The organism is Streptomyces sporangiiformans (assembly GCF_005768555.2).
Taxonomy (GTDB): Bacteria; Actinomycetota; Actinomycetes; order Streptomycetales; family Streptomycetaceae; genus Streptomyces; species Streptomyces sporangiiformans.
Map to the genome: position 1 here is coordinate 1 of NZ_VCHX02000175.1, position 18,109 is coordinate 18,109.

Here is an 18,109-nt window from a genome sequence, read left to right on the forward strand (position 1 = left end):
GAGGCCGTTCAGGCCGATAGCGGGGGTCTGGGGGCGCAGCCCCCAGGAACGGGATGGGACGGGTAGGGGCGGCGGGGGCGAAAAAACCCGTCAACCGCCCGCCCGTCGACCACCAACCGCCTCAGCCATCAGCCGCACCCCCTCCCTGATCCGCGCAGGCGACACATGCGCGTACCCCAGTACCAGCCGCACCGACTCCTCCTCGGCAGGCGTCTGCGTGAAGTCCCTCAGAGGGCGTACGGCGACACCGGCCGCGGCCACGCGTTCCAGGAAAAGGTCCGGTGGGCCGTACCGGAGGGGCAGCGCGGCGATGGCATGCAGCCCGGCGGCGATCCCGGACACCCGGGTGCCGGGAAAGTGCTCCTCCAGTGCGGCTACGAGGGTGTCACGCCGTTCCCTGTAGGCGCGTTGGCAGCGGCGCAGCTGGCGGTCGTAGTCGCCGCGTTCCATGAAGCGGGCGAGGAGCGCCTGGTCGACGACCGGATTGCCGAGGTCCATAGTGCGCTTGCGTTCGACGACCTCCTCGGTGAGCGACGCGGGCACCAGCAGCCAGCCGAGCCGCAGCCCTGGCGCCAGCGACTTGCTGACGGACCCCGTGTACGCCACGTGCTCGGGGTCGAGCCCCTGGAGGGCGCCCACCGGCGCCCGGTCGTACCGGAAGTCGCCGTCGTAGTCGTCCTCGATGACGATTCCGTCCGCGGAGCGCGCCCAGTCGAGGAGTTCCGCCCGCCGCCGCGCCGAGTACGCGATCCCCGACGGGAACTGGTGCGCGGGCGTCGTCACGACCGCCCGTACACCCGAGTCCCGAAGCGGCCCGGTCGCCAGCCCCTCGTCGTCCAGGGGCAGCGGCACGGTGCCGATGCCGGCCGACGTGTACAGGGAGTCGTGCTCGGGGCTTCCGGGGTCCTCCACGCCGATGGTGCGCATCCCGCGCGCGTGGAGCACGAATCCGAGCAGCGTCGTCGCCTGCGCCACGCCCGAGACGACCAGGACCCGTTCCGGGTCCGCGACCACGCCCCGGCGTCGGACCAGCAGTTCCGCGAGGGCCGTACGCAACCGGGGCAGCCCGCGCGGATCGGGATAACCCAGCGTGTGGTGCGGCAGTTCGGCGAGCACTCCGCGCTGCGCGGCCGCCCAGGCCGCGCGCGGGAACAGCGACAGGTCCGGGGTGCCGGGAAGGAAGTCGGCACGGGTGCCCAGGGAGCGGGGCGCGCGATCACGCGCGCGCGGATGGGCGGCCCGCACGGCGCCGCCCACCCAGGTTCCGGCGCCCCGGCCGCTGCGCAGATAGCCCTCCGCGGTCAACTGCTCGTACGCCTCCGTGACCAGCCCCCTGGACACCCCCAGATCGGCGGCGAGTTCACGGCTGGACGGAAGCCGGGTGCCGGGCACCAGTCGCCCGGAGCGCACCGCCTCGCGCAGCGCCGCCTGCAGGGAACGGCCACGCGCGCGTGCCGGTGCCGCGGCGGCCGGCAGGAGCAACTCCCAGGCGGCGGCCCAGGCCGCTGATCCGGACGCGGCCGGATTGGTCCCCGATGGCGTCATGAAAGTGGACCTTAAACCGGACCGGTGTCCTTCATAGCGTCGCCTCCATGAACGCCACCACCACCAGCGCCACGAGTGGCTCCGCGAGCGGGAGAATGAGCGGGTCGCTGCTCGCGGCCACCGCCTGTCTCCTCGTCGGAGGCTCCTTCACGGCCAACAGCGTCCTGGTCCACTACCCGTACGCGGGCGGTCAGTTCCTGCGCTACGCGGTGGCCTGCCTGCTGCTCCTGCCCGTGGTCGGACGAGGCGGCGCGGCTCCGCTGCGGGAGCTGACCCGGCGCCAGTGGATACGGCTCGCGCTGCTCGCGGCTGTCGGCATGGTCGGCTTCAACCTCGCCGTGCTCGCGGCCGAACGCACCGCGGAGCCCGCGGTTCCGGGGGTTTTCGTGGGCTGTGCACCGGTGGTTGTGGCCGTTCTCGTGCCTCTCATGGACGGTCGTCGGCCCCAACGCCTGGTTCTGTACGGCGCGTTGCTCGTCGCGGTCGGCGCTTTCGCGATCCAGGGGTGGGGGCGCACCGACGGGATGGGCATCACCTTCTCCTTGTGCGCGCTCTTCGGAGAGGTGGGCTTCGCGGTTCTGGCCGTGCCCGTGCTGCGGCCGCTCGGACCACGGCTGATGTCGGCCACGGTGTGCGGACTCGCGGCGGCCGAATCGGCGGTGGCCGGGGTGATCGTCGACGGCCGCGCCTGGCTGCGTACGCCGGACACCGGCGAACTCGCCGCGCTGCTGTGGCAGGCGGCGGTTGTCACGGTCATCGGCTTCGTCTGCTGGTACATGGGCATGCAGCGGATCGGCGCGGAGCGCGCCACGCTCTTCTCCGGCCTCATCCCCGTCGCCGCGGCCTGCACCGCCCCGCTCGTCGGAACCGGCTCCTACGGGGTGGCACAGGCCGCGGGCAGCGCGCTGGTGGGCGCCGGAGTCGCCCTGGGATCGGGTGCGTCGACCCTGCGGGCGCGGAGGTCAGCGGCTGCCGTCCAGGATGACCCGCGCGACGAGCGCCGGGTCGTCGTTCATCGGGACGTGCCCGCAGTCGGGCAGCCGGACCAGCCGGGCGTGCGGGATGACGTACTTGGCACGGACCCCCTGGCGGCGCACCAGGATCCGGTCCCGAGTGCCCCACGCCACCGTGACCGGCAGCCCGGGGATGTCCTCCGTGAACTGGACGGCAGTGCCCGTCCTCAGCGTCTCGGAGAATCCCTCGGCCCTGGCCAGCGCGAGCGTCTCGGCGACGACCGCCTCCGGTGAACGCCGCCCGGGGCGGGCGTAGATGGTGCTGGTCAGCATCGCGCGCCCGGCCGCCGAACGCGACAACCGCTCGACCACCGGCAGCGGCATGTTCCGCGCGGCCTGTCGCATCGCCACCAGGACGCCGAAGGCGTACCGCCGCTCGACCGGCGACCAGAAGCCCGCGGGCGCCAGCGCGGTGACGGACCGTACGAGCTTCTCGCGGCCCAGCGACAGGGCCAGCAGCCCACCCAGGGAGTTGCCCGCGACATGCGGGCGTTCCAGCTCCAGGGCCTCGCACAACGCACCGAGCACGGTGTTCATCGTCGGCAGATCGTGGGCGAAGTCGTCGGGGAGGGCGGGGGAGTCGCCGCAGCCGGGCAGGTCCACCGCGATCACGTCGCGCTCGGCCGCCAGGATGTCCACGACCGGGTCCCAGGCCTGACGGTGGTGGCCTATCCCGTGCAGCAGCAGAAGCGGTTCGCCGGTCCCCACGCGCGCGTACGAGAGAGGCAAGGACCGCGGGCCGCGCGGGGAAGGGACGGTGAGGGTGACCGTGGCGGACATGGAACTGCTCCTAGTCTGGGGACAGGGCCGAGTTGTAGACAGCTTGTCAGCAATTGCTACCGGCGGGTAGCCCCAGGGGTCGTCGACCTGATGGCCGTTCGCACTCAACGCGTCCTGCGCACACCCAGGTTGCCCTCGGTTCGACCCGCGTACGGCCGGAGTTGGACCTGCTTACGGCCGGATCCGCCGGGCGCGGCCGGTATCGCCTGGACACGACCGGTCTCGTCGGATGGGATGGTGCCGTGGCTCCCGACATCGACACCGCGACCGAGGTCTTCGAAAAGCACCGTCCCGTCCTGATGGGCGTCGCCTACCGCATGCTCGGCCGGGTGGCCGACGCGGAGGACGTGGTCCAGGACGCGTGGCTGCGCTGGTCGGGCGCCGACCGTACCGAGGTGCGCGAGCCCCGCGGCTACCTGGTGCGCGTCACCACCCGGCTCGCCATCGACCGGCTGCGTCAGATCCAGTCGCGCAACGAGTCCTATGTGGGGCCGTGGCTGCCGGAGCCGTACGTCACCGACTTCGGCGACGCCGTGCCGGACGCGGCGGAGCGGACCGTGCTCGCCGACTCCGTCTCGCTGGCGGTGCTCGTCGTCCTGGAGTCCCTGTCGCCACTGGAGCGCGCGGTATTCGTGCTCCGGGAGGCCTTCGGGTATCCGTACGCGGACATCGCCGCCATCCTGGAACGCGGTGAGCCCGCGGTGCGGCAGTTGGCCGGGCGGGCCCGCAGGCACGTCGACGAGAAGCGGCCGCGCTACGAGGTCGACCCCTCCCTGCAGCGCGACCTCACCGAGCGGTTCCTCGCCGCGGCGCTCGAGGGCGACCTGGAGGGGCTGATGTCCCTGCTGGCCCCGGACGCGAGGCTGGTGGGCGACAGCGGCGGCCGTGCCAAGGCTCCGCTGCACGTCATCGAGTCGGCAGACAAGGTGGGCCGGTTCCTTCTGGGTGTCTCCCGCAAGCGCATCCCGGACATGTCGTTCCGCTTCCTGGAGATCAACGGCGGCGCCGCGCTGCTGACCCTGTCCGCGGGCAAGCCCGACAGCGTGTTCCAGGTGGCCGTCGTCGACGGCCGGATCCAGTGCGTCTACATCGTGCGCAACCCGGAGAAGCTGTTGGCCCTCGCCGACGCCTGATCCGTCGTTTCGTAAGCAGCCGCATGAACGCTCAGCGGCACCGCTCCTGTGCGATCCGTAACGGGTGGGATCGTGGATTGGTCTTGACCAAGGGTGGGGGCCGTCCTATGGTCGCAAGGCATAGTGCAGGAACCTTTAATAAATAAGGCCTTTAAAAACAGCCGAGTTACGGGGATTGCGGAGGACAGGGTGGGGACCACGCAGTTGGATACGGTGCCGGAGCCGAAGTACTGGCATCTCAGGACCGTGCTCAGTGAGGCGCTGGACTCCGAGTTCTCGGTGGGCGAGATCCTTCCCAATGAGCGTGATCTCGCCGCACGCTTCGGAGTCGCCCGAGCCACGCTCCGTCAGGCTCTGGAGCAGCTCGAACTCGAAGGCCGGCTGCAGCGCCGTCGCGGTGTCGGCACGACCGTGGCCCCGCCGCGCATGGGCGTGGCCGTGGAATCCGAGCAGCACGCGTGGCCGGGCGCGTTCGGCGACGCCTGGCAGCCCATCGACTGCACGGCGGCGGTTCCGCCCACGGCGGTGGCCGACATCCTGGAGACCGTCCACGACGAGCAGGTACTCACCGTGCGCCGCTCCCGGGTGACGCACGGCCAGCCCGTCGCCGCCGAACTGCTCTACATCCCGGCCTCGTCGGTGCCCGAGCTCTCCGGCATCGACGCGCCCTCGGGAGTGGCACGCGCGCGTGCCGTGCTCCGCGAACTCCAGCGGCTGGAGTTGGAGGGCCAGGACCGTGCGGTGGAACTCGGCTCGGCCCGCGCGGAGGACGCCAAGGAACTCGACCGGCTCCCGGGCGCCCCCGTCCTCGTCGTCACCACCCGCTTCCTCGCTCAGGGACACACCGCGGCGCTCTCCGTCGCCACGTACCGCGCCGACACCTGCCGACTGACCTTCGGCGACACGGGCGGCGTGGAGATCCACCACGACGCCGAGCGCCGGGCCTCCTGAGAGCCGCACCGACCGAACCGCTCACGCTCGCGAGCCTCTCGCTCACTCTCGCGCCCCGGAGGATCTCCGGGGCGTGACGGATCGCGGCGTGATGGATCCCAGCGTGGCGCACCGAGGCGCGGCGGATCGCGGTGCCCCTCAGCGACGTGCTGTCACCGTGCCCTCCACCGCGAACAGTTGCTCCTCCACGTGGTCGAGTGCGAGGCGCAGCGCCCCCGTCGCCACGGCGGCCTCGCCCAGGAGGGACAGCACGACCCGCGGCGGCCGCAGACAGTAGCGCGCCAACTCCTTGCGCAGCGGCTCCAGTACACCGTCCATGCCCGCCGCCCAGCCGCCGATCACGACGAGCTCCGGGTCCAGGGCCAGAACGAGCGCGGCCACGTCGTGCACCAGACGCTGCATGAAGCGGTCGACGGCTGCCCGGGCGCGCTGGTCGCCCTCACGCGCTTGCGCGAAGACCGCCGCGACCGCCTGCTCATCCAGCGGATGCAACGGCTCGCCGGTCGTGGACAGCAAGGTCTCCGGAGTCGCCTCGCGCCCCAGCAGATGCAGCGCGCCGATCTCGCCGGCCGCGCCCCCGTAACCCCGGTGCAGACGTCCGCCGATCAGCGACCCGGCGCCCGGGCTCAGCCCGGCGAGCACGAACACCACGTCGTCGGACTCGGTGGCCGCGCCTTTCCAGTGCTCGGCGACCGCCGCGGCGTTGGCGTCGTTCTCTACCAGGACCGGGCATTTGAAAGAGCGGCGCAGCCGCTCGCCCAGGGGCAGGCCCGTCCACTCCGGCAGCGCCGTGCCCAGACGCACGGTGCCGTCCGCCTCGACGATGCCGGGTGTGCCCACGCCGACAGCCCGCAGGGAACCGCGGGCGACGCCCGCGCGGCGCAGCAGCTCGGCGACGGCGGCACGCAGCCGGTCGAGCCGTTCGTCCGCCGAAGCCGTCTCGTCGACTTCCTTGGCCGTGGTGCCCAGGATCCGGCCGTCCAGGTCCGCGAGGAGCACGGCCACCTGGTGCGGCCCGACATCGAGGCCCAGCAGATGGCCCGCCTCCGCACGGAAACGGTACCGGCGCGCGGGCCGGCCCTGGCGCCGGGCGGCGCCCTCCTCGGCCGCCGTCTCGACGACGAGACCGGCCTCGACGAGCCCCTCGACGACGCCCTCGACGGTGGGCCGGGACAGTCCGGTCACACGGGTGATCTCGGTGAGGGTCGCGAAGTCCGTGGCGCGCAGCGCGTGCAGCACCACCGCGGAGTTGATCCTGCGCAGCAGAGAGGGATCCCCACCGGTCAGCCGTCCCACAGCCCCGTCCTCCCAGCTCGTGCGCGTGTTGGCGGGGATCGTACTCGGCGCGGCCGACCCCGGCGAGTGCAGGCAGGCGGCCTCCTGGCCGCCGACCATGATCAGCCGGGCGCCACGAACCCCGACTCGTACGCCGCGATCACCGCCTGCGTCCGGTCCCGGGCCCCCAACTTCGCCAGTACGGCGCTGACGTGGGACTTCACCGTCTCGGTCCCGACGATCAGCTGCGCGGCGATCTCCGCGTTCGACAGCCCCCGGGTCATCAGCCGCAGCACCTCGGCCTCGCGCTCGGTCAGCGACGCCCGCTCCAGCGCCGCTCGGGCCGCTGGATTCCCGTCCCTCTCACCGTCCCCGTACTCGGCGGCGAGCTGCCGCACCGAGGCCGGGAACAGCAGCGACTCGCCCTCGGCGACCAGCCGCACCGCGTGCACGATCTCCGCGGGCCGCGCCCGCTTCAGCAGGAACCCGTCCGCGCCCGCGCGCAGCGCCTCGTAGACGTACTCGTCGTTCTCGAAGGTCGTCACCACGAGGATCTTCGGTGGCGGGTCCACGGTCCGCAGCACAGCGCGCGTGGCCTCGATGCCGTCCAGGAGCGGCATGCGCACATCCATGGCGACGACGTCCGGGCGCAGCTGCCGCACCAGCGGGATCACCGCGGCGCCGTCGGCAGCCTCGCCGACGACCTCGATGTCGGGCTGCGCCGACAGGACGGCACGCAGACCCGCTCGTACGAGAGGTTCGTCGTCGACGAGCAGAACGGTGATCGGCACCCGGCCAGGGTAGATCAGCGCATCGGCAGCTGGACATGCACCTGCCAGTCGCCCTCGTCCGGGCCGGTCCGAGCCTCGCCGCCGAGCAGCGCGGCGCGCTCCCTCATACCCCGCAGACCGCTGCCCGCGCCTGCCCCGTATATCTCCGCCGTCAGCGGATTGCGCACCTCAAGAGACAGGGCCTGGTCCTTGACCGCGATACGGACCCGGACGGGCACGGCCCCCGCATGCCGCAGCACATTGGTGAGCGACTCCTGCAGGATGCGATAGCCCTCGCGCGAGACCGGGCCCGGCACGCTCGCCAAAGGCCCCGTCACCTCGGCGTCGACCTTCGCCCCGGAGGCGCGCGCCGACTCCAGGAGCCGGTCGGCCTCGGCCAGCGTCGGGCGGCCGCTCACGGGCCGCTCCGACTCGCGCAGCACGCTCAGCACCCGCTCCAGGTCCTCCAGCGCGGCTCGGCCCGTGTCCTCGATGGCGCCCAGGGCCCGGTCGGTGAACGCAGGGTCGCCCGCCGCCCGCGCGGCACCCGCCTGCACCACGGCCACGGTCAGCGCGTGGCCGATCGAGTCGTGCAACTCCCGGGCGATGCGTGTGCGCTCCAAAAGCCGCTCGGTGCGTTCCTCCAGAGCCGTCAGCCGCTCGGCGGCCGAGGGCCCGAGGAGACGCCGCGCGATGGCCGTGATCAGCTCGCCGAGACCGACCACCGTCCCGTACAGGACGATGAGCGGCAACGGCACGAACAGCGCGTATGCCCAGTGAGGCCGCGCGTCCGAGAGGATCGGGACATCGTCCGGCACATGGCCGAAGGGGAGCTGGGCCAGCACCAGGGCGAGGACCGGCAGCCAGACGCTGGCTATTCCGGCCACCCACCCGAGGGCCATGCGCGCTTCCAGCCACACCACGGTCCGCAGCCGGTCCCGCCAGGTGGCAGAGGGCGCGACCGTGATCGACGCGTCCTGGCGGCCCTGTTCGCCCGGCGTCAGCAGTAACTGCGCCTGCACACCCTCGCCCAGGCGCACGGCCGGGATCAGGCCCAGCGGAAGCAGCACGAGCGCGGGCACCCATGGCTTGGTCTGGTCGATGAACATCCACACGCTGACGAACAGCATGGGAACCCACAGGTGCAGCAGACGGGTGTACGTCGTCCCGCTGATCAGCGGGCGCAGCAGGCGGGTCATTCCGTCATCGTGACAGCCGCCACTGACAACGGGCCTCCCCCGAGCGAGGGAGGCGCTCTCCTCGGGCGGGGGAGGCCCCGACCCCGGCCCGACCGCCAGCCTTGAGCCATGACCAGCATCGACGTCCAAGACCTCACCAAGGAGTACGGCGCCACACGCGCCGTGGACCGGCTGACCTTCAGCGTCGCGCCGGGCCGGGTCACCGGCTTCCTCGGCCCCAACGGCGCCGGCAAGTCCACGACCATGCGCCTGGTGCTCGGCCTGGACCGGCCGACGTCCGGAACCGCCACCCTCGGCGGCCGCCCGTACACGACCTTCGACGAGCCGCTGCGCCACGTCGGATCGCTGCTCGACGCGCAGGCCGCGCACGGATCGCGCACCGCCCGCGACCATCTGCGCGCCCTCGCCGCGAGCAACCGCATCCCGGAACCCCGTGTGGACGAGGTCCTGGAGGAGGCGGGGCTCGCGTCGGTCGCCCGGCGCCGCGTCAAGACGTACTCCCTGGGCATGCGCCAGCGCCTGGGCATCGCCGCCGCTCTCCTGGGCGACCCACCGGTGGTACTGCTCGACGAGCCGTCGAACGGGCTCGACCCCGAAGGCATCATCTGGATCCGGGAGTTGATGCGGGGGCTGGCCCGCGAGGGCCGCACCGTGCTCGTCTCCAGCCATCTGATGAACGAGACCGCCTCCTTCGCCGACCACCTCGTCGTCCTCGGCCGCGGCCGCCTGCTGGCCGACATGCCGATGCGGGAGTTCATCCACGCGCGCGTACAGCCCCGCGTACGAGTGCGCACCACGGACGGCGCGGCGCTGCGGGACGTGCTCGCCCGGCACGGATACGACGCCGTGGAGGGCGAGGGTGACGGAGACGGCGAGCGGTGGATCGTGCACCACGCGCGCGTGGCCGACATCGGCCGTCTCACCTCGGCGGCGGGTGTGCCCATTCTCGAACTCGCGGCGGAGGAAGGCACGTTGGAGCAGGCCTACCTCGATCTGACGGCCTCGGCAGCCGAGTTCTCCGCCCAGTCCCCCTCCCAGTGCCCGTCTCCGACCCAGCCGCAGGAGGCCTGACCGTGCCGTTCGCACCCGTACTCCACTCGGAGTGGATCAAGATCCGTACGCTGCGGTCGCTGGTCGCGGGGCTGTGCGCGATCCTCGTCGTCACCGCGGCCTTCTCCGCTCTCGCCGCGCTCGACACCGACGGCACGGATTTCGACCCGCTGTTCTCGGCGCTCTTCGGAGTCAGCTTCGGGCAGACCGCGGCGATCGCGTTCGGCGCGCTGGCCGTCTCGTCCGAGTTCCAGGGGGGTGCGCTGCGGGTATCGCTGGCCGCAGTGCCCCACCGGGGGCGGTGGTACGCGGCGAAGGCGACGGTGGTCGGCGTCGCGGTCCTGGGCGTCGGCCTTCTCACCGGATGCGTCAGCCTCGCCGTGGGCAAGGCCGTCCTCGGTGACAAGGGGAGCGGGTTGAGCTGGGGCGAGGGGCTGCGCGGCGCTGTGGGATGCGGGATCTACCTCGCCCTGATGGCCTTGTTCGCGGCCGGGCTGACCGCCCTGCTCCGCAGCGGCGTGGCCACGCTGAGCATCCTCGTCCCGTTCCTGCTGCTCGTCTCCTTCGTCATCGGGGATCTCTCCGGCAGCGTCGCCGACTTCCTGCCCGACAAGGCGGGGCAGGTGGTGCTCCACGAGACGTCCGAGGGAGCCCTGGGGCCGTGGACCGGGCTGGCGGTGACCGCCTGCTGGACGGCGGCCGCGCTGCTGGCGGGGGCGTGGAGCGTGCGCCGCCGCGATGCGTGAGTGAGCGTCACCCCTGCTGAGGCGCTGCCCATTGTCAGTGGGACGGGCTTTACTGGATCACATGAGCATCGCGCGGCACCTCGCCACGATCGACCTGTTGTGCACCCGGGACTTCCCCGCGGAGCACGGCAGGTCGGACGTGGGCACCGAAGGCCCCGGGTACTACATAGCGGAGTTACAAACGAGCGCCGACTTCTGGGAGGACGACGGTACGGAACGGGAGGAGACCGAGACGCAGTACGAGCTGGACAGGGACGGCCTGTCGGAGCGGCTGACCGAACGCTGGGGAGCGCCGCAGGTCTTCAGCCTGTGGAGTGTCTTCAACCGGTCCATGGACGGCGAGGACATACCTGAGCCCTGGGCGGTGCTCAGCTCGCATGTGCCGGTCGTACACCTGTGGAAGGAAGACGGCCGCGGACGCTATGTCGGCCTGGGCGTCTCGCAGTGGGACAAGGAGCTGCCCTTCCAACTCGTGGCCGTGGTCACGGAGATGGACCCGCCCTGAGCGTTCGCCCTGAGCGTCCGCCCTGCGCGTCAGGCCTCGGCGGCCACGCGCAGCCGCGCGAACTCCTCCGCCATCGTCGCCGCCGTCCAATGCGCGTTCAGTCCACTCGGGTTGGGCAGCACCCACACGCGCGTTTCACCGATCGCCCGCACCTGAGGGCCGACCTCGGCCTTGCGGTCGCTGAACGCCGCCCGGTAGGCGGTGATGCCCACCACGGCCAGCCACCGCGGCCGCAGCAGCTCGACCTTGGCGGTGAGCAGGCGCCCACCCTCGGCGTACTCCTCGTTCGTCAGCTCATCGGCGCGAGCGGTCGCCCGCGCCACCACGTTCGTGATCCCGAGCCCGTGCGACAGCAACTCGCCCTGCTCCGACGGCTTCAGCAGCCGTGGCGTGAACCCGGACAGATGCAGTACCGGCCAGAACCGGTTGCCGGGCCGAGCGAAGTGGTGGCCCGTGGCCGCTGTCATCAACCCCGGATTGATGCCGCAGAACAGAACGCGGAGACCGTCCGCGACGACATCCGGCACGAGCCGGTCGCGGGCGGCCTCCAGGTCCGCGGAGGTCAGACGCGTCAGAGGATCGCCCCCGGCGTGTAGCCCGCGGCCTCCGGGTGCTGCTTCACGATGGCCTCGATCCGGCCGACGACCGCGGTCACCTGGCCGGCGGCCGCGCCGGTGAAGGACAGTTTGTCGGCCATCAGTGCCTCGAGCCCGGCCCGGTCCAGCGGGATCCGGTCGTCGGCGGCGAGCTTGTCCAGCAGTTCGTTGCGCTCGGCGCCCCGCTCGCGCATCGCGAGGGCGGAGGCGACGGCGTTCTCCTTGATGGCCTCGTGCGCGACCTCACGCCCGACACCCGCTCGTACCGCACCCATCAGCACCTTCGTCGTGGCGAGGAACGGCAGATAGCGGTCCAGTTCGCGGGCCACGACCGCGGGGAAGGCACCGAACTCGTCCAGCACCGTGAGGAACGTCTCCAGCAGGCCGTCCAGCGCGAAGAACGCGTCGGGCAGCGCGACACGGCGCACCACCGAGCAGGACACGTCGCCCTCGTTCCACTGGTCGCCCGCCAGCTCGCCCGTCATCGAGGCATAGCCGCGCAGGATCACCATCAGGCCGTTGACACGCTCGCAGGAGCGGGTGTTCATCTTGTGCGGCATCGCCGAGGAGCCGACCTGACCCGGCTTGAAACCCTCGGTCACCAGCTCGTGCCCGGCCATCAGACGGATCGTCTTCGCGAGCGAGGACGGAGCCGCGGCCACCTGCACCAGGGCGGTGACGACCTCGTAGTCGAGCGAGCGCGGGTAGACCTGGCCGACCGAGGTGAACGCCTGCGTGAAGCCCAGGTGCCGGGCGATCCGCTGCTCCAGCTCGTCGAGCTTCGAGGCGTCGCCGCCCAGCAGGTCGAGCATGTCCTGAGCCGTTCCGACCGGGCCCTTGATGCCCCGCAGCGGGTAGCGGCCGAGCAGCTCCTCGACCCGGCCGTACGCGACGAGCAGCTCGTCGGCGGCGGTCGCGAAGCGCTTGCCGAGCGTGGTGGCCTGCGCGGCGACATTGTGCGAGCGGCCGGCCATGACCAGCTCGCCGTACTCACCGGCCAGCTTGCCGAGCCGTGCCAGGACGGCCACCGTGCGGTCGCGCATCAGTTCCAGCGAGAGCCGGATCTGCAGCTGCTCGACGTTCTCCGTGAGATCGCGGGAGGTCATGCCCTTGTGCACGTGCTCGTGCCCGGCGAGGTCGTTGAACTCCTCGATCCGCGCCTTCACATCGTGCCGCGTGACCTTCTCACGCTCGGCGATCGAAGCCAGGTCGACCTGGTCGAGGACGCGCTCGTAGTCGGCGAGGGCGGCATCCGGCACCTCGATCCCGAGGTCCTTCTGCGACCGCAGCACAGCGAGCCAGAGCTGACGCTCCAGCCGCACCTTCTGCTCGGGGGACCACAAGGTGGCGAGCTCGGCCGAGGCATAGCGGCCGGCGAGGACGTTCGGGATACGGGGCTTTGCGGGCGCGGGAGTCACGTGTACGGAGTTTACCTGCCGGCCGGCGCGGCCCATGCACGCCCACTCACTCCATAAGGTGCAGGTCAGAGGCCCGCGGCCGGTGGGCGGTGGGGCGGCCGGTCCTGTGGGCCGCCCCACTGCCCACCGGTTGTTCAGGCCACCGAGAACTTGGCGACGTACTCGTCGAAGGGCTCGATGCCGACTTCCGTGCGCCGCTCGTCCATGCGCTCCGGGGCTTCACAGGGCCACGGAACGGGCGAGCCGTCCCGTACGCCGGCGATCTGTGTGCCGTAGACCTGCTTGTGACCCTCGTTGACCAATGTGCGGTCGCGCAGGAAGGCCAGTTCGCGGGGGCCTGCCGCACCCGCCGCCACAGCCTGCTCCATCAGGCGGAGCGCGCGTCGCTGGACGTCGAGCTGCCGGTCGGAGTGCTGTGCGATCAGCCACGCCGCGCGTGCGGCCTCCTCGCCGACCAGTTCCGCCGTCGGCCAGCCGATCTCGTCCATGATCTCGTTCAGCCGGTCGCCGTGCTCCGCCGTCAGGCGGCGCCATGCCAACTGCGCCTGCGGGTCCTCGCTGTTCGCCTGGACTGAGGTCTGGTTGTCCGCCGCAGCCATGCTCACGAGCTCCTCCGCCAGCGCGGCAACATCGTGCGTCACTTTCAACTCCCAGGTCAGGTCGGTGCGTTGGGCTTCCGCCCGCAACCCTAGGAGGCGTCGGCGAGCTCGGCGAGGATGTCGGCGTGGCACAGTTCGGGGGTGCACCAGCAGGCCAGCGTCTTGCCGCGCAGCTCGGGCACCAGGTCGAGGAGTTCGGGGCGTTCGAGGAGGTACGCCCGGTACTTGGCCATGACCTCGGCGCGGGTGCCGTCCCGCTTCTTCTTGGCGCTGTCGGGGTTGAACGGGTTGTTGAGCGGGTGCTCGGGAAGGTCCCAGCCGCCCCTGGTCCAGCGGCGGCCGACGTAGACGAGGTCAGCGGGGGCGTGCTCCAGTCGGGGGCCGAAGTCCTGCATGCGGCCCTTGAGGTTGATCACGGTGGTGGTCACGCGAGGCTCCCTTCGCTGCGCCGGGCGACGAGCCGATCATGCGACACGTGGTCCGCCCGCGCCACCGGGTCCTTCGTGGGGCGGGCCGCCGACCCCTTCCTGGCCGGTCCCTCCCTCGTCGTCCCTGCCTACGCCGTCGGCCCGTCGTACGGCAGCAGGTCGGGGCGCTTGGGCGGGCGGCCGTCTCCCGAGGAGCGGCCGGTGAGACGTCGTCCGATCCATGGCAGCAGATACTGCCGGGCGAAGCGGACGTCGGCGGTCAGGCGGGCGCTCCACCCGGGCGGCGCCGTGGGCGGCATCGGGGTACGCCAGTCGGCGTCCTGCGCTTCGTACCCGAGCGTCTGCCACACCGCCTCCGCGACCCGCCGGTGCCCTTCGGACGTCAGATGCAGCCGGTCCACGTCCCACATGCGCGGATCGGTGAGCGAGGGCGCTCCGTAGAGGTCGACCACCAGGGCGCCGTGCCGGGACGCAAGGTCGTCGACGCAGGCGAACAGCTCCTCCATGCGCGGCCGGAACCGTTCCAGTACCGGACCCTGGCGTCCCGGACTGCGCATCAGGACGAGTTGCTTGCACGAGGGGGCGAGACGCTCGACGGCCTCCTCCAGAAGCCCACGGACCCGGCCCATGTCGCACTTGGGCCGCAACGTGTCATTGAGCCCGCCCACCAGCGTGATCACGTCCGGCTGCATCGCCGCCGCCACGTCCACCTGGTCGGCGACGATCTGCCCGATCAGCTTGCCGCGCACCGCGAGATTGGCATACCGGAAGCCGGGCGCCCGCGCGGCCATCCGCCCCGCGAGCAGATCGGCCCAGCCGCGATAAGAGCCGTCGGGCAACCGGTCCGACATGCCCTCGGTGAAGGAGTCGCCGATTGCGACAAGACTGGTGTAGGTGGCATTCGTCTCCATGGCGACAGAGATGGTATCTGATTCACATACCCATCGGTCGGCCGGCTGCCTGTCATGTCAGGGACTTGCCAGGCCTGTCCCGATCACGCCGACTGCCCGAACAGCTCCCGCAGGACGTCCTCCATCGTCACCAGCCCCGCGAGGAGCCCGTCGCCCCCCAGCACGGCCGCCAGATGCGTACGGCTGCGGCGCATCGCCGTGAGGACGTCGTCGAGTGGCGTGCTCTCGCGGACCTGCGGGATGGAACGCATGTCCGGGATGCGGAACGGGAGGTCGCGGGGCATGGCGTCCAGGGCGTCCTTGACATGGAGGTAGCCGACGATGCGGCGGCCGTCGTCCACGACGGGGAAGCGGGAGAAGCCGGACTCGGCGGACAGGGCTTCCAGCTCCTCCGGTGTGACGCCCACGCGCGCGTAGACCACGCCTTCCAGCGGGAGCACGACGTCCCGGACAGGGCGGCGCCCCAGTTCCAGGGCGTCGTGGAGCCTCTCCTGGGCGCGGTCGTCGATCAGGCCCGCCTCAGTGGAGTCCCGGACCAGGCGGGCGAGTTCGTCGTCCGAGAAGGTCGCGGACACCTCGCCCCGCACTTTGACGCGCAACAGCTTCAGCAGCCCGTTCGCGAAGGCGTTGATCGTGAAGATCACCGGACGCAGCGCCAGGGACAGCGCGACCAGCGGCGGGCCCAGCAGCAGCGCCGTGCGCACCGGCTCGGCGAGCGCGATGTTCTTCGGCACCATCTCGCCGAGGAGCATGTGCAGATACGTCGCCAGGGTGAGCGCGATGACGAACGACACCGCGTGTCCGGCGCCCTCCGGCACGCCCACCGCGTGGAACACAGGCTCCAGCAGATGCGCGATCGAAGGCTCCGCGACCACACCCAGGACCAGCGTGCACAGCGTGATCCCGAGTTGTGCGGCCGCCATCAGGGCGGATACGTGCTCCAACCCCCACAACACGCTGTGCGCACGGCGATCGCCCTTATCCGCATGCGGCTCGATCTGACTGCGCCGCACCGAGATCAGGGCGAACTCGGCGCCCACGAAGAAGGCGTTCACGACGAGCGTCGCCAGACCGATCAACAGTTGTACGGCGGTCATCGCGTCTCCTCCTCCTTCTTCTTCTTCTTCTCTTCCTGCTCCGTCGGCCCTTGCCGCTCCTCCCGCTCCTCCCGCTCCTCCCGCTCCTCCTGCTCCTCGGCGAGCGGCGCGTGGAGCAGCACCCGAGCGGCCCGGTGCCCGGAGGCGTCCGTCACGTCGAGCCGCCAGCCGACGATCTCCAGGGAGTCGCCGACAGCGGGAATGCGGCCGAGCTCGGTCGCGACGAGGCCGGCCAGCGTCTCGTAGGGCCCCTCGGGCACCCGCAGTCCGACCCGCGCGAGCTGGTCGGTGCGGACCGCGCCGTCGGCCGAGTACAGCGCCCGGTCGTCGTCCGTGCCGACCGGGGCCAGATCGGGCGTCTCGTGCGGGTCGTGCTCGTCCCGCACCTCACCGACGACCTCCTCGACGATGTCCTCCAGGGTGGCGACCCCGGCGGTGCCGCCGTACTCGTCGATGACGACGGCCATCGTGCGCTTCCCGGACAGCCGGTCCAGGAGCCGGTCGACGGTCAGTGACTCCGGTACGAGGAGGGGTTCGCGCATCAGCTGCGAGACGGGGCAGCGCGCCCGGTGCTCGGCGGGTACGGCCACGACGTCCTTGATGTGCGCGACGCCCACGACCGAGTCGAGGGTGCCGCGGTAGACGGGGAAGCGGGACAGTCCCGTCGCCCGCGTCGCGTTCGCCACGTCCTCGCAGGTCGCCTGGACATCGAGGGCCATGACCTGCACCCGCGGCGTCATCACGTTCTCCGCGGTGAGATCCGCCAGGTTCAGCGTGCGCACGAACAGCTCGGCGGTGTCGGGCTCCAGAGCGCCCAGTTTGGCGGAGTGCCGGGCGAGGGCCATGAGCTCCTGCGGTCCGCGGGCCGAGGCCAGCTCCTCCGAGGGCTCGATGCCGAAGCGGCGTACGACACGGTTCGCGGTGCTGTTGAGGTGAGTGATGAACGGGTGGAACGCGGTGCTGAACCAGCGCTGCGGCGTCGCCACCCGCTTGGCCACGGCGAGCGGTGAGGAGATCGCCCAGTTCTTGGGTACGAGCTCGCCGACGACCATCAGCAGGACCGTCGAGAAAATCGTCCCGAGCACCAGCGCGATGGACGGGACCGCGGAGGGCGGCACGCCGAGCGCCTCCAGCGGACGCGCGATCAGCTTGGAGATGGACGGTTCGGCGAGCATACCGACGACCAGGTTGGTGACGGTGATGCCGAGCTGAGCGCCGGACAGCTGGAAGGTGAGATTTCGTACGGCCTTGAGGGCGCCCGCAGCGCCCACCTCGCCGCGCTCGACGGCCCGCTCCAGCTCGCTGCGCTCGACCGTGGTCAGCGAGAACTCGGCCGCGACGAAAGCGCCACAAGCCAGCGAGAGCAGGATGGCCACGGCGAGGAGGAGTACTTCGGTCATCGGGTCACCTCCGTCCCATGGTCGGCCAGGGGCGGAAGGATCGCACGGTGCCGGCGGGGCGGGATGCCGTGCTGCCGGGTACCGGAGGGCTCGCCCATGGGCGGACGATCACACCTTTCGTCGGGGGTGGACTCACTCACCGAGCGGCTTCACCCACCGCCGCCACCGCTCCTCGGGTGTGTACCCCGCCGCTCGCCACGCATGTTGGGCTGTCTCGTTCCGCTGCAGCACCATGGCGTCGCCACGGCGCCCGCCGAGGCGTACGAATCGCTCCTCCGCCGCGGCGAGGAGCGCCGAACCGACGCCCCGCCGCCGCTGCTGCGGATGCACCGCGAGCCGGTACAGATGACAGCGCCATCCGTCGAAGCCGGCTATCACGGTCCCCACGAGGAGGTCGTCACGCTCTGCGAGGAGCAGGGCTTCGGGGTCTGTCCTGATGAGGCGGGCGACTCCGTCCTGGTCGTCGCTGATGCTCGTTCCTTCGGCGGCTTCGCCCCAGAACCGCAACACGGTGTCGAGGTCGGAGAGGGTGGCGCAGCGGATGTGGAGATCGCTCATGGGGCGAGCCAAGCAGAGCGCCGGCTCGTCTGGCGAACGGTTTGCCGTTCCGAGGATGCCGAAGTGGCGCTCGGTCACGCTCATTTGACGCTCGATTCTGCGTCCGGCACCCGGCTCGGGTGGCTGGGCGCGATC

18 protein-coding genes and 1 pseudogene are annotated in these 18,109 nt (G+C 71.4%); 6 read left to right on the plus strand and 13 right to left on the minus strand.

Annotation, left to right across the window (positions count from 1 at the left end; translation table 11 throughout):
• Positions 1 to 90: 90 nt before the first annotated feature.
• Entirely contained in the window at positions 91 to 1,545 is a 1,455-nt protein-coding gene (pdxR, locus tag FGD71_RS30610) for a MocR-like pyridoxine biosynthesis transcription factor PdxR (RefSeq protein WP_119103793.1), read from the minus strand.
• Positions 1,546 to 1,640: 95 nt separating this feature from the next.
• Here pdxR and FGD71_RS30615 point away from each other — a divergent pair.
• Positions 1,641 to 2,414, plus strand: a pseudogene (locus FGD71_RS30615) (DMT family transporter); the annotation flags it as partial.
• 93 nt (positions 2,415 to 2,507) lie between these two features.
• On the opposite strand, the gene FGD71_RS30620 reads toward FGD71_RS30615, so the two are convergent.
• Positions 2,508 to 3,338, minus strand: coding sequence for an alpha/beta fold hydrolase (locus tag FGD71_RS30620; RefSeq protein WP_119103794.1), 831 nt, complete (start codon positions 3,336 to 3,338; stop codon positions 2,508 to 2,510).
• Positions 3,339 to 3,580: 242 nt separating this feature from the next.
• Here FGD71_RS30620 and FGD71_RS30625 point away from each other — a divergent pair, with 242 nt between their 5' ends.
• Positions 3,581 to 4,471 carry an RNA polymerase sigma-70 factor gene (locus FGD71_RS30625; RefSeq protein ID WP_276147167.1) on the plus strand — a complete coding sequence of 297 codons (891 nt, stop codon included), beginning with the start codon at positions 3,581 to 3,583 and terminating at the stop codon, positions 4,469 to 4,471.
• Between the two features lie 189 nt (positions 4,472 to 4,660).
• Positions 4,661 to 5,422, plus strand: a complete 762-nt coding sequence (locus tag FGD71_RS30630) for a GntR family transcriptional regulator (protein ID WP_119103796.1) — start codon at positions 4,661 to 4,663, stop codon at positions 5,420 to 5,422.
• Positions 5,423 to 5,560: 138 nt separating this feature from the next.
• Here the strand turns inward: FGD71_RS30630 and FGD71_RS30635 are convergent, their stop codons facing one another.
• The 3 genes from FGD71_RS30635 to FGD71_RS30645 all read right to left on the minus strand — a co-directional run bounded on the left by FGD71_RS30635 (position 5,561) and on the right by FGD71_RS30645 (position 8,666).
• On the minus strand, positions 5,561 to 6,718 hold the full coding sequence (locus FGD71_RS30635; protein WP_119103861.1) for an ROK family transcriptional regulator: 1,158 nt from the start codon (positions 6,716 to 6,718) through the stop codon (positions 5,561 to 5,563).
• 101 nt (positions 6,719 to 6,819) lie between these two features.
• Positions 6,820 to 7,488 (minus strand): response regulator transcription factor, encoded by a 669-nt coding sequence (locus FGD71_RS30640; RefSeq protein WP_119103797.1) that lies wholly within the window; start codon positions 7,486 to 7,488, stop codon positions 6,820 to 6,822.
• Between the two features lie 14 nt (positions 7,489 to 7,502).
• Positions 7,503 to 8,666 carry a sensor histidine kinase gene (locus tag FGD71_RS30645; RefSeq protein WP_119103798.1) on the minus strand — a complete coding sequence of 388 codons (1,164 nt, stop codon included), beginning with the start codon at positions 8,664 to 8,666 and terminating at the stop codon, positions 7,503 to 7,505.
• Positions 8,667 to 8,774: 108 nt separating this feature from the next.
• Between FGD71_RS30645 and FGD71_RS30650 the strand changes: the two genes are divergently transcribed.
• From FGD71_RS30650 to FGD71_RS30660, 3 genes are all read left to right on the plus strand, one after another.
• Entirely contained in the window at positions 8,775 to 9,737 is a 963-nt protein-coding gene (locus FGD71_RS30650) for an ABC transporter ATP-binding protein (RefSeq protein WP_119103799.1), read from the plus strand.
• Between the two features lie 2 nt (positions 9,738 to 9,739).
• Complete coding sequence (locus FGD71_RS30655) at positions 9,740 to 10,462, plus strand: ABC transporter permease subunit (RefSeq protein WP_119103800.1); 723 nt, start codon at positions 9,740 to 9,742, stop codon at positions 10,460 to 10,462.
• A gap of 61 nt (positions 10,463 to 10,523) precedes the next feature.
• Complete coding sequence (locus FGD71_RS30660; RefSeq protein ID WP_119103801.1) at positions 10,524 to 10,967, plus strand: hypothetical protein; 444 nt, start codon at positions 10,524 to 10,526, stop codon at positions 10,965 to 10,967.
• Positions 10,968 to 10,996: 29 nt separating this feature from the next.
• Here the strand turns inward: FGD71_RS30660 and mug are convergent, their stop codons facing one another.
• The 8 genes from mug to FGD71_RS30700 all read right to left on the minus strand — a co-directional run bounded on the left by mug (position 10,997) and on the right by FGD71_RS30700 (position 17,974).
• A complete protein-coding gene (gene mug, locus FGD71_RS30665) occupies positions 10,997 to 11,494 on the minus strand; it encodes a G/U mismatch-specific DNA glycosylase (protein WP_119103802.1) in 498 nt (165 codons plus the stop codon).
• A 44-nt stretch (positions 11,495 to 11,538) separates the two neighbouring features.
• On the minus strand, positions 11,539 to 12,981 hold the full coding sequence (purB, locus tag FGD71_RS30670; protein ID WP_119103862.1) for an adenylosuccinate lyase: 1,443 nt from the start codon (positions 12,979 to 12,981) through the stop codon (positions 11,539 to 11,541).
• 134 nt (positions 12,982 to 13,115) lie between these two features.
• Positions 13,116 to 13,622: a DUF6624 domain-containing protein gene (locus FGD71_RS30675; RefSeq protein ID WP_119103863.1), complete on the minus strand. Its 507-nt coding sequence runs from the start codon at positions 13,620 to 13,622 to the stop codon at positions 13,116 to 13,118.
• Positions 13,623 to 13,669: 47 nt separating this feature from the next.
• Positions 13,670 to 14,008 carry a DUF4326 domain-containing protein gene (locus tag FGD71_RS30680; RefSeq protein ID WP_119103803.1) on the minus strand — a complete coding sequence of 113 codons (339 nt, stop codon included), beginning with the start codon at positions 14,006 to 14,008 and terminating at the stop codon, positions 13,670 to 13,672.
• Between the two features lie 128 nt (positions 14,009 to 14,136).
• Positions 14,137 to 14,919 (minus strand): SGNH/GDSL hydrolase family protein, encoded by a 783-nt coding sequence (locus tag FGD71_RS30685; protein ID WP_119103804.1) that lies wholly within the window; start codon positions 14,917 to 14,919, stop codon positions 14,137 to 14,139.
• 83 nt (positions 14,920 to 15,002) lie between these two features.
• Complete coding sequence (locus FGD71_RS30690; RefSeq protein ID WP_119103805.1) at positions 15,003 to 16,016, minus strand: hemolysin family protein; 1,014 nt, start codon at positions 16,014 to 16,016, stop codon at positions 15,003 to 15,005.
• A complete protein-coding gene (locus FGD71_RS30695; protein ID WP_119103806.1) occupies positions 16,013 to 17,416 on the minus strand; it encodes a hemolysin family protein in 1,404 nt (467 codons plus the stop codon). The genes FGD71_RS30690 and FGD71_RS30695 overlap by 4 nt, the downstream gene beginning before the upstream one ends.
• A gap of 132 nt (positions 17,417 to 17,548) precedes the next feature.
• Positions 17,549 to 17,974 (minus strand): GNAT family N-acetyltransferase, encoded by a 426-nt coding sequence (locus FGD71_RS30700; protein ID WP_119103807.1) that lies wholly within the window; start codon positions 17,972 to 17,974, stop codon positions 17,549 to 17,551.
• Between the last annotated feature and the right edge of the window lie 135 nt (positions 17,975 to 18,109).

Excerpts from the sequence above, each read along its gene's own strand:
- pdxR (WP_119103793.1), bottom strand. The coding sequence starts at position 1,545 with ATGACGCCATCGGGGACCAATCCGGCCGCGTCCGGATCAGCGGCCTGG.
- FGD71_RS30620 (WP_119103794.1), bottom strand. The coding sequence starts at position 3,338 with ATGTCCGCCACGGTCACCCTCACCGTCCCTTCCCCGCGCGGCCCGCGG.
- FGD71_RS30645 (WP_119103798.1), bottom strand. The coding sequence starts at position 8,666 with ATGACCCGCCTGCTGCGCCCGCTGATCAGCGGGACGACGTACACCCGT.
- FGD71_RS30650 (WP_119103799.1), top strand. The coding sequence starts at position 8,775 with ATGACCAGCATCGACGTCCAAGACCTCACCAAGGAGTACGGCGCCACA.
- FGD71_RS30660 (WP_119103801.1), top strand. The coding sequence starts at position 10,524 with ATGAGCATCGCGCGGCACCTCGCCACGATCGACCTGTTGTGCACCCGG.
- FGD71_RS30685 (WP_119103804.1), bottom strand. The coding sequence starts at position 14,919 with ATGGAGACGAATGCCACCTACACCAGTCTTGTCGCAATCGGCGACTCC.
- FGD71_RS30690 (WP_119103805.1), bottom strand. The coding sequence starts at position 16,016 with ATGACCGCCGTACAACTGTTGATCGGTCTGGCGACGCTCGTCGTGAAC.
- FGD71_RS30695 (WP_119103806.1), bottom strand. The coding sequence starts at position 17,416 with ATGACCGAAGTACTCCTCCTCGCCGTGGCCATCCTGCTCTCGCTGGCT.
- FGD71_RS30700 (WP_119103807.1), bottom strand. The coding sequence starts at position 17,974 with ATGAGCGATCTCCACATCCGCTGCGCCACCCTCTCCGACCTCGACACC.